Here is an 11,705-nt window from a genome sequence, read left to right on the forward strand (position 1 = left end):
CCGAAGCTTTCTCAAGCAGACAGACACTGTTGTCTTCCTCTTTAATTTTTAAGAAACAAACAGGAAACGAACCTCTTTCAATACATATGTCATTTGGCATGAATCACATGATAAGAATATCATAGATCATCCAATAAAGATTTTTAGGTGCCTATATCGGCGGTGTCTACCTCTTCCCATTCCGAACAGAGCAGTCAAGCCCGCCAGAGCCGATGGTATTGCCGTAACAGGTGGGAGAGTAGGTCGGTGCCTTTTTTTACACGGAAGCCCTTGCTGGAAACAGTCAAGGGCTTCTTTCGTTTAGATACTTTTCCATATGCGTTTAATATTATATGTCTTTCACATAGAGGACTATCGTAATATTGTACTTGAATTGATAGCCTTACAGTCCTTTTATTCCAACCCAAATTGCGTAGCTCTGTGATGATATTCATACCGATAAACCAAGATTTCTAAGCCTTGTATGGGATTAAAATTAGAATTGCTTATAAGACGGAGGTTCTGTAAGACTATACTACACCTTTGTGTAGAATTGGTTAATGATATTTTAATATTTAATTTTTATAAATACATTCGGCATTATATTAAATATAAGTTGTAAAAAAGTATTTTAAAGATGATACTCCTCCGAGGTGTTGGGAAAACTTCTTAATACCACGCATTCATCATTTTCCGGTGCTAACTAACAAAAATTATAACCTAAGAACTTAGTCGATTATTGTGACTACAAACATGACTGGCTATTACTTTTGGTCATATTCAAAATATAAAGAATGAAACTAAATAATATTTTACTTCTTTTCCTAGTTATCTTTATTATAGCGGATATCAAGGCCCAAGAGGTTGCGGGGTATGCCCACTATGCTGTAGTGAGGAGTACTGATAGTATTAATAATACACCTGCAGACCTGTCGATAATTAACTTATACCCTTTTGTTTCTAAAGTGGCTGCAATGATGCGTTTTAAGCTCGAATTTACGACAACTAATTCGATGTTTAATCGAGTAAAAACCATGGAACTTGAAAAAGTTTCGGATGAAGATATTAAAACTACCGAAACATTAATCGGTTATAGAGATACGAGTTGGCATGATGCATCGTATTTTTATCGCTTTGACAGGGATATGAAAAATCCGCTGGATAAGAAAGGACTAATATTAAAGACAAGAAACAATTTTGACTGGAATATCAGTGCTGAAACAAAGCAGATAGGTGAGTTTACCTGCTACAAAGCAAAAGGAGATAAAGTCATAAGCTATAGGGAAGGAGGCGAATACAAGATTAGAAAAACACCTGTCATTGCTTGGTTCTGTCCCGAAATTCCTGTACCATTTGGCCCTGTCTTTGGACGGGATCTTCCGGGCTTGATCTTTGAGTTTCAATATGATGGGATTGTCTACGGACTAACGGATATTAACTTAACGACAAAGGCAGAGATTGCTCCATTGCCAAATAAAGAAATACTGACAAAAGAAGAATGGCGGGAACGGTTATATAAGCTTGCCAAAGAATTAAATATTCCTTATCAATAGACCGATCTATTTATCACAGTTTCAATAGCTACCGGCTTCCAAAGAGAACAAAGAAAGTTGATTGAATGTGCCAGCAAGTGACAGCACATTTGGAAAATTCCGCTTGCTAGTTAAGTAGTCTAGATTGAAACAATAAAGTCTGGGCGGTAGCTACGCCACTGGTGACAATCTTATATTGTTGTAATTGAGGTTTTGAGTGGATATTGTTCTTTTGAGTAATTATTAACCGTATAAGTGTTTTAGTTTAACTTGTAATACTGCACATTTGTGTAAATTTTAAAATATCTATTCAAAACATAATTTTTATAAATATATTTGATATTATATTAAATATAAATTATGAAAAGAAGTATTTTAAAGATGATGCTACTAGGTGGTGCTATCTTTGGAGTTAACCAAGCCCATGCGTCAACCATTGCAGAGTAAGTTCTTGTTAAACAAGAAGAAGCTATGTTGGAAGGACCAGAGATTACATGTTTAGTCGAGGTTACAATTCGTGGTGAACAAATGGTTGGATCATACCCTCCAAAAGTTTTAGACGACATTTTATTAATGGAAATGGAAAAATGTCTCAATGGTACACATTCTTCACTTCCTGCGGCAACTTAGGAAAGTTGATGATATCACATTATGTCAAATAATTACACTGTAACTATGGTTGGGTAACTAACCCAGCCATCTTAGTAATTTTAAAAATGAAATTAAGTCAAATTTTTCTATCAGTTTTTTTATTTTTTTTATCTGTGAGCCGGGCTAAATCTCAAGAAATCAGCGGTTATGTTAGCTATTCTGTTTTCCAAAGTACTGATAGCGTAAATAATGCTCCGGAGGAACTTTGGATGTTGAGTGCTTATCCCTTCATACCGAAGATTGCTTCTATGATGACTTTTAAACTCGAGTTCACATCAAAGAAATCCTTATTTACGCTGGTGAAAAGTAAAGAGCTCGAAAAAATTTCTAATGATGATCTGCGACATGCCATATCATTTGTTGAATATAAAGATTCTACCTGGCAGGACATAAATTATTGCTATAATTTTGACCGAGATCCTAGAACAATGGTTGATAAAAAGGGGCTTATCGTAAAAACGCGAAATAATTTTGACTGGAAAATTTCTACAGAAAAGAAGATGATAGGGGATTTTACTTGTTATAAGGCTACTGGGAATAGGGAAATCAGTTTTAGAAAAGCTGGAAAGCAACAGATTAGAACAACTCCTGTCATAGCCTGGTTCTGTCCGGACATACCCGTTCCTTTTGGTCCCCTTTTTTCGAGAGATCTGCCAGGTTTAATTTTTGAATTACAATTGGGAGGAACGCTCTATGGGCTAAAGGAACTCAATTTAACTAATAAACCGGATATTTGCACTGTTACCAAAAAAGGAAGTTATTACAAGAGATCAGTGGCGCGACAGGTTATATGAAAAGGCGAAAGAACTAAACATTTCATATCAATAATCTATGGTTTTTGGAAATGTAGTATACCTCATTAACAAAGGAACAATGGCGAGAACAGTCGTATAAGCTTGCCAAAGAATTAAATATTCCTTATCAATAGCGAGTACATTTGAAGTATATACTATATCTTATTTTTTTATTTTCTTGGCCTTTTGGTTTATGGGCACAACAAGACTTCCTGTTGAATGGTTTAGTCCTGGATGAAAGCAATACAGCCCTTGAAAATGCCAGTATTGTGATCAAGCAAATTCCTTCCTCTGGCAGTGCTCCTATATTTCAAAAAAGCGATCAGAAGGGACGCTTTCAGCTCAAATTCTCCAAGGAAGTAAAAATTGAACTTACAATTTCAAGATTAGGTTATCAGAAAGTCGTCGATACCATTGACATCCGTGTAGCTCAACAGAAAATCACGTTCAAATTATTAAAATCTGTCAGAAGACTGGAAGAGGTAAAGATTGATTACAAATACCGTGCGGTGGAGATTGCCAAAGATACCATCCGTTTTTCGGCGGATTATTTCAGAGATAGTACCGACCGAAAATTACAGGACCTTATCGAAAAAATGCCAGGTTTTTCCATCGAAGATGGGAAAGTACGTTTTCAGGGAAAACTGGTTAATGTAACTCTGGTTGAAAATGAACGCTTTTTTGGCGGAGGCAGTAAATTAGCCGTTGAAAATATTCCTGCAAATGCCGTGGATAAGGTCGAAATGATCAGTAGATTTTCCCAAAACGATCTGCTGAAAAATGTGCAGGTAAACGATCAGCTTGCCATGAACATTAAATTGAAAGAGAACAAGAAGAACTTCATCTTTGGTGATCTTGAATCTGCCCTGGGGAACGAAAAGTCATACAAAGAACATGCGGCTTTATTTTATTATTCACCTCAGCGGACGATGTCCTTTATCGGGGATATCAACAATACCGGCGCTTCACCGGTTTCAAAGGAAGATATCGATCGTGTTCAGGGGGCCGAACTTCAGTATTTTTCCAATTCGATTCCAAAAGATGCTTTGTCAGGATACAATCGCGATAATAGAAACGTGATTAAGAATATCAATAAATTTGCAGCATTTAACGGTTTTAAAAGAGGCATGGACAAGAAGCTGAGCCTGACCTTGTATGGTGTGTATAATGAAAATCGACTGGGGACAGAAATAGCAGGCTCCAATAGCTATACTCTTCCCGATCTTCGGTATACGGAGCAAACCTACATGCGTTCTTCTCAAGTCAACAGACAGGCTTCTTTAAATTTATCGACAGGTTTTAAAGCCAATCCGTATTTTAGTATAGATTATAATGTGGGCGCATTCTGGACGATGCCCAAACAGTCGATACATACAAATAGCGCCATCGACAAATTTTCGGTTGATAATAACAGCCTGCAAACGCAAAGCGGTAATTCTCTTGTACTAAAACAATATTTGGAAGGTAATTGGAAGCATTCTTTGCGAAGTTACAGCTCCTTTGCTTTCCAGCATCAGTACACGTATGAGAAAGATAATTTCTCACTTTCCTCGGACAGTCTCTTTCTGCCTGATTTTATTCGGCTGGATTCCTCCAAGAATTATCGCATTGTGCGACCTATCGAGCGAAAAAAGCAACTTTTTAATGCCTCCTATAAGTATTATTGGGTTATCAATCAGCAGCAGCAGCTTCATGTTGAAGTGAATTCTCAGAATGAAATATTACGTCAGCAAGGCCAATCAACAGGAGCCCGGGATACAAGCCATCAGTACCTATTTGATCATGAACAGGATTACCAAAATAGCAGCAATTATCTGGGCGGAAGCTATCGGCTGGATTTCGAAAAATTGAAGATACTCATTTCCTTGAAAGAGTATTACCTCTACTTGACTAACCAGACTCCGGTCTACACTGGACATTATGGGAAATGGTTTTTACAACCGGAGCTGGATATAAAATATGGCAAAAATGCATTGGATGGTTTCCGCCTTAACTACCGAAGAGGCTATAATTTTGCGACAGCATCGGATCTAAATCCTTCCTATTGGATTACAGGCTATAATAGTTTGTTCCGCGGAAATATTTTTTTGGAAGGACAGACATTCCATAAATTCAATTTTACGTATAACAATTTTAGACTTACGGACTTTAGGGTAATCTATTTTAACAGTACATTGACATTGAAGGATCAAATAAAGGGAAATAGCCTTGTCACTTCTTCCTATCAGCAGTTAAAAAGCGTGATGCTGTTTGATCGGCCTGATCTCAATTTTACCAATATCGGGGGATATAGTATTCGTTACGGACGATTTGAACCTGGTGTTTATCTCTCCTATATTCACATGAAATTGGCACAAGCTATAGACCAAGAGGAGATTAACCTACGACAAAATACGGTTTCATCTGATCTGTCCTTGCGCTGGTTTAAACCAAAATTCCTAGACATAAAAGTAGCCTGGACCAACACGAATAGCTGGCAAAAAAGTACCGGGAATGAAGAGAAGGTCGCCTTTAATAAATGGAGTGTCACCGGAAAATATACGATGAAGAATCTGGTCCTTAAAACAGATTGGAGCATGTTAAAGACTGGGTTAGCGAATGGCAATCCTGCTCCTGTAAATGTAAACGGTAATTTTGAACTGCGCTACCAAAAAGCAAAATCTCCATTTAGTTTATATGTTCAGGGCCTAAACGTGTTAAAAAACAATAGCTACAGAACCGCTGTTCTTACTGAGTATATCAGTTCCGAAAAAGTTATCTATACCATGCCGCGCATATTCCTAATGGGATTGTCCTATAGCTTATAGTCTCATTCTTACAAAGGTTGTTGGATATCTAACTCATGATGAAGGAACTAATAAGAAAGTACAAATATGAAATGCCGCTAGGGGTATGTAATTTACTCCAAGTGTGCGACAATTATTTGCCAGGATCGATTGAAAAACAACGAAGATAAAAAATTAAGCAATCGTTTGTGTAGATTAAGCAAACGATTGCTTTCAAGTTTCATTTTTTATTTAGAAAAAAGTGTTATATTATTGTTATAGAGATTAAGTTCTTATATAAGAACCAAATATAAATCCAATCCAAAAGGATTTTTCTATTGACTGTTTAGTTTGTTTTAAAATAGGTGATTTTTTAGAGGGACCAATTGGTCCCTTTAAATTTATATGAACTTTAAATTATGGATTCTAGAAGAGATTTTCTAAAAAAGGCCGGAATATTGTCATCACTGGCTGTTTCACTCCCTACTTTGGTCAATGCCAATACGGCAGCAGGGTCGTTTAATATGTGTGGCTATGCAGCTCCAAAAATTGATAAAGTCAGAGTAGCAGTGATTGGACTGGGCATGCGCGGTCCTGGTGCTGTTGAACGGTTGTCCTTTATTGAGGGATGCGAAATTGTCGCACTTTGCGACAAACATCCGGATCGGGTTGAACGCGCAACAAAAATCGTTACATCGAAGGGTCTAACAGCTCCGAAAGCGTATTCAGGTGAAGATGGCTGGAAATCCTTGTTGAAAGAAGAGAAACTCGATCTGGTCTATATTTGTACGCCTTGGGATTATCATACTCCGATGAGTATTGCCGCGATGAAAGCGGGTAATCACGTGGCTTGTGAAGTGCCGATTGCTTTGACGATCAAAGATTGTTGGGAGGTCGTGAAAACATCTGAAGCGACTAGAAAGCATTGTATGATGCTGGAAAATTGCTGTTATGATTTCTTCGAAATGCTGACATTGAATATGGTGCGCCAAGGCTTGTTTGGCGAACTCGTCCATGCCGAGGGTGCTTATATTCACGATTTGCTGGATCTCAATTTTGCAAAGAATGGCTATGATAACATGTGGCGCCTGAGAGAAAATATAAAATTAAATGGAAATCTATATCCTACTCATGGACTTGGGCCTGTGGCACAATGCTTAAATATCAATAGGGGGGATAAGATGGATCATCTTGTGGCAATGTCTTCCACTGATTTTATGATGGGAGAAAAAGCAAAAGAGCTAGCGGCCAAGGATTCTTTTTTCCAGGAATTTGTCGGAAAGAAATACCGAGGTAATATGAATACAACGCTTATCCGCACCGCAAAAGGAAAAACGATTATGCTGCAGCATGATGTTACTTCTCCTAGACCTTACTCTAGATTGCATACACTAAGTGGAACCAAAGGGTTTGCACAAAAGTATCCTACGGAGAATATTGCTTTTGGCCATGAATTCATTACAGAACAGAAATTAAAAGAACTGTACGATAAATACACACCAGAATTGGTAAAATATATTGGTGAGCAGGCAAAACAGGTTGGTGGACACGGTGGGATGGATTTTATGATGGACTGGCGTCTGATTGACTGTTTGCGCAACGGATTACCTTTGGACCAGGATGTCTATGATGCTGCTTCATGGAGCTGTATCGTGCCATTGAGTTTCGAATCTGTAGAAAAGAACTGTAAAACAGTTGATGTACCGGATTTCACAAAGGGTGCATGGAAAAATAATACGCCGGTAGAAATCACGTTAAAAGGCGGTGGAAATACGCCTATTCGTGCTAGATCAGCGAAAAAAGAAAATATACAATTGGGCGTATAGCCCACTTATATAAAATGACTTATTGAAGGGGAACTTTTTATTGTTCCCCTTTTATGTTTATCTTTAATTATGTTATTCAATCTGACTCTAATTACCTGTTTATCGTTATTTTCCACCAAGGATACACTTTCCTGTTGTGTTGGGGAAAATATACCTACGCGCGCAGGTCTGATAAAATCCCAAATTGCGCAGTTAAAAAGTAAGACTACAGACAAGATGATATTAGTCGAAGGGGGCAAATTTCTGATGGGAAGTTCGAATTTTGAAGATAGTAAGCCTTTACATCAGGTGCAACTGAATTCATTTTATATGGACGAACATGAGGTCACAAATGCACAGTTTGCGCAGTTTGTAAAGGAGACAGGTTATGTAACTGTTGCTGAGCGGGAACTGGATCCGAAAGATTTTCCAGGGGTGGACCCCAAAATGTTAGTTCCGGGATCGGCTGTATTTTCCAAACCTAAAGAACTCAATTCATTAAACAATTATCTGATATGGTGGGAGTATGTCCCTGGTGCAAACTGGCAACATCCCGAGGGACCGAATAGCTCGATAAAGGATAAAATGAATCATCCGGTTGTTCAGGTTGCCTATGAAGATGCTGCAGCTTACGCGAAATGGGCAGGAAAACGATTACCTACAGAAGCGGAATGGGAATATGCGGCTAGAGGACGTAACGATGCAAACGATGACTTGTATTATTGGGGCAAGGACTTGAAGCCTAATGGTAAATGGACCGCCAATATTTACCAGGGAAAATTTCCTGTACAAGATTCAAAGGAGGATGGCTTTGAGGGGACTGCGCCTGTAAAATCATTTCAGGCAAATGCATTGGGACTGTACGATATGGAAGGGAATGTGTGGGAATGGTGTGCTGATTTTTATAGACCCGATTATTATCAGCATAGTACAACTGTTAACCCCAAAGGACCACAAGATTCTTATGATCCGCAGGAACCAAATCTTGAAAAACGCGTTCAGCGGGGAGGATCATTTCTTTGCAATGATCAATATTGCGAAAGGTATAAAGCCGGAAGCAGAGGAAAAGGGGAGGTCAACAGTCCTACAAATAATGTTGGCTTCCGCTGTGTAAAAGATATAAAATAGAAAAGGCTTGCATTTGCAAGCCTTTTCTATTTTATTGATATGTCTTATTGTGCATTCAAAAACATTGATTTTTGATTGTACAATTCTCTGAAATAAGGATCTTGAAGATCTTTGATAAAGCGAATTGCTTCACCAGTTGATTTCATCTCAGGGCCTAATTGCTTGTCTACTTCAGGGAATTTATTGAAAGAGAATACAGGTTCTTTAATCGCGTATCCTTTCAGTTTACGTTCTATTGTAAAGTCTTTCAATTTATTAACACCCAACATAACTTTAGTTGCAATATTGATGTAAGGAACATCATAAGCTTTAGCGATGAAAGGAACCGTACGTGATGCGCGTGGATTAGCCTCGATAACATATACATTTTCACCTTTTACAGCAAACTGAATGTTTAATAGACCTCTTACGTTCAATGCTTTTGCTAGTTTAATGGAATATTCTTCCATTTTATCCTGAACAGCTTGTGATAGGCCAAATGGAGGCAATACAGCTGAAGAGTCTCCTGAGTGGATACCAGCAGGTTCAATATGTTCCATCATACCAATGATGTGTACATCTTCACCATCACAGATTGAATCTGATTCAGCTTCTTCTGCACGATCCAAGAAGTGGTCGATCAGGATATGGTTTCCAGGAAGGTTTTTCAACAAGTTGACAACAGCTTTTTCTAGATCTTCATCGTTGATAACAATGCTCATGCCTTGTCCACCCAATACGTAAGAAGGACGAACCAATACTGGATATCCAACTTCGTTTGCAACTTGTAATGCTTCTTCTGCTGAAGTTGCCACACCGTATCTTGGATATGGAATTTCCAATTCTTTCAGTAGATCGGAGAAACGGCCACGGTCTTCTGCCAAGTCCATATTCTCAAATGAAGTACCGATGATTTTTACGCCAAGTTGCTCTAGACGCTCAGCCATTTTAAGGGCTGTTTGTCCACCCAACTGAACGATAACACCTTCTGGTTTTTCTAATTCGATGATCTCACGTACATGCTCCCAGAATACGGGCTCGAAGTATAATTTGTCAGCCATATTGAAGTCTGTCGATACAGTCTCCGGGTTACAGTTAACCATAATCGCTTCGTAACCACATTCTTTAGCCGCCAATAAACCGTGTACACAGGAGTAATCGAACTCGATACCCTGACCGATACGGTTAGGACCTGAGCCTAAAACGATGATTTTCTTTCTATCTGAAGAGATTGATTCGTTTTCTTCTTCGAAAGTTGAATAGTAGTATGGTGTTTGTGCAGGGAATTCTGCAGCACAAGTATCTACCATTTTGTAAACACGGTTGATACCTAGCTCCTTACGACGATCGTAAACTTGATCCTCTGTTACATTTCCTAGTAACCATGCGATTTGTACATCTGAATAACCTTTTTGCTTTAAGGTCATGAAGAAATCGCGTGGAATATTATTCAATTGATAACGACGTAATTCTTGCTCAAGGTGTACCAACTCTTGGATCTGTACTAAGAACCATTTGTCGATACGTGTTGCCTTACGGATAGATTCCAAAGGAACACCTAATTCGAAAGCATCTTTGATATGGAATAAACGGTCACCACTTGGATGTTCCAAACTGTCCATGATCTCGTCAAGGTTTCTCCATTGACGACCGTCAGCACCTAAACCAGCGCGGCCAGTCTCCAATGATTGACAAGCTTTCTGTAAAGCTTCGATAAATGTACGGCCGATTGCCATTACTTCACCTACTGCTTTCATCTGTAGACCTAATTCCTTGTTTGCTCCTTTAAATTTATCGAAGTTGAAACGAGGGATCTTAACGATCACATAGTCTAATGTTGGTTCAAAATATGCGGATGTTGTCTTTGTGATCTGATTTTGCAATTCATCCAAGTTGTAACCAATCGCCAATTTAGCAGCAATCTTCGCAATTGGATAACCCGTTGCTTTCGATGCTAAAGCCGAAGAGCGTGATACACGTGGATTGATTTCGATGGCAATAATTTCTTCGTTTTCTGGGTTTACAGAGAACTGAACGTTACAACCACCTGCAAATGTACCAATTGAACGCATCATCAGAATAGCCTGATTACGCATGTCTTGATAACATTTGTCTGACAATGTCATGCCCGGTGCAACAGTGATTGAGTCTCCAGTGTGGATACCCATTGGATCGAAGTTTTCAATGGTACAGATGATGATAACATTGTCGTTGGTATCACGAAGTAATTCCAACTCAAATTCTTTCCAGCCCAATACCGCTTGCTCTACCAAAACTTCGTGTGTTGGTGAAGCATGTAAACCTCTATTTAAGGCTGCGTCAAAATCTTCTTTTCTGTGAACAAATCCACCTCCTGTACCTGCAAGAGTATAAGATGGACGTATAACAAGCGGATAGCCAATTTCTTGTGCCGCTTCTTTACCTTCAAGGAATGAGTTTGCAATTTTGGATGTTGCAACGCCCACACCGATATCAACCATTAATTGACGGAATTCTTCACGGTTTTCAGTTTTTTCAATGGCAGCAACATCAACACCGATAACTTTTACGTTGTATTTTTCCCAAAGACCTAGGTTAGAAGCTTCGATACATAAGTTCAAAGCAGTCTGGCCACCCATGGTAGGAAGTACAGCGTCAATGTTGTGTTTTTGCAAAATTTCTTCAATACTTTCGCATGTTAATGGAAGTAAGTAGACATTGTCTGCAACAACTTTGTCCGTCATGATTGTTGCAGGGTTTGAGTTGATGATGGATACTTCAATACCTTCTTCTTTCAATGAAAGAGATGCTTGAGATCCAGAATAATCAAATTCACAAGCTTGACCGATAACGATGGGACCTGATCCGATGATTAAAACCGACTTAATGGAAGTGTTTCTTGGCATTATATCTAGTTCAAAAAATTAAATTTCCTATTGTAAATCTGAGCAAAGACAATCAAAAGTAGCTCATGGGGAAGGGTCATTCCGACTGCTTTGTCGGAGTGCAAAGTTACATTTTAAATTTTGAAAATTAACTATTTATTTTAAGAATATTTCAAAAAAAAATGTAGTTTTTTAGAAAAGTGGTCCT

At 38.5% G+C, this 11,705-nt stretch carries 6 protein-coding genes and 1 rRNA gene; 6 read left to right on the top strand and 1 reads right to left on the bottom strand.

Annotated features, from left to right (window positions below):
• The first annotated feature begins 143 nt into the window (after positions 1 to 143).
• The 6 genes from rrf (at position 144) to IQ31_RS25370 (ending at position 8,654) form a co-directional block, all read left to right on the top strand.
• Positions 144 to 255: ribosomal RNA gene (rrf, locus tag IQ31_RS25345) — 5S ribosomal RNA — on the top strand.
• A gap of 518 nt (positions 256 to 773) precedes the next feature.
• Positions 774 to 1,532, top strand: coding sequence for a GLPGLI family protein (locus tag IQ31_RS25350; protein ID WP_145331021.1), 759 nt, complete (start codon positions 774 to 776; stop codon positions 1,530 to 1,532).
• Between the two features lie 695 nt (positions 1,533 to 2,227).
• Positions 2,228 to 2,956 carry a GLPGLI family protein gene (locus tag IQ31_RS25355; RefSeq protein WP_145331023.1) on the top strand — a complete coding sequence of 243 codons (729 nt, stop codon included), beginning with the start codon at positions 2,228 to 2,230 and terminating at the stop codon, positions 2,954 to 2,956.
• A gap of 143 nt (positions 2,957 to 3,099) precedes the next feature.
• On the top strand, positions 3,100 to 5,763 hold the full coding sequence (locus tag IQ31_RS25360) for a carboxypeptidase-like regulatory domain-containing protein (protein ID WP_145331025.1): 2,664 nt from the start codon (positions 3,100 to 3,102) through the stop codon (positions 5,761 to 5,763).
• Between the two features lie 377 nt (positions 5,764 to 6,140).
• Positions 6,141 to 7,547: a Gfo/Idh/MocA family protein gene (locus IQ31_RS25365; RefSeq protein ID WP_244294577.1), complete on the top strand. Its 1,407-nt coding sequence runs from the start codon at positions 6,141 to 6,143 to the stop codon at positions 7,545 to 7,547.
• 216 nt (positions 7,548 to 7,763) lie between these two features.
• On the top strand, positions 7,764 to 8,654 hold the full coding sequence (locus IQ31_RS25370; RefSeq protein ID WP_244294578.1) for a formylglycine-generating enzyme family protein: 891 nt from the start codon (positions 7,764 to 7,766) through the stop codon (positions 8,652 to 8,654).
• Between the two features lie 44 nt (positions 8,655 to 8,698).
• Here the strand turns inward: IQ31_RS25370 and carB are convergent, their stop codons facing one another.
• Complete coding sequence (gene carB, locus IQ31_RS25375; protein ID WP_070563252.1) at positions 8,699 to 11,518, bottom strand: carbamoyl-phosphate synthase large subunit; 2,820 nt, start codon at positions 11,516 to 11,518, stop codon at positions 8,699 to 8,701.
• Positions 11,519 to 11,705: the final 187 nt, after the last annotated feature.

Source organism: Sphingobacterium siyangense, from assembly GCF_007830445.1.
Taxonomy (GTDB): Bacteria; Bacteroidota; Bacteroidia; order Sphingobacteriales; family Sphingobacteriaceae; genus Sphingobacterium; species Sphingobacterium siyangense.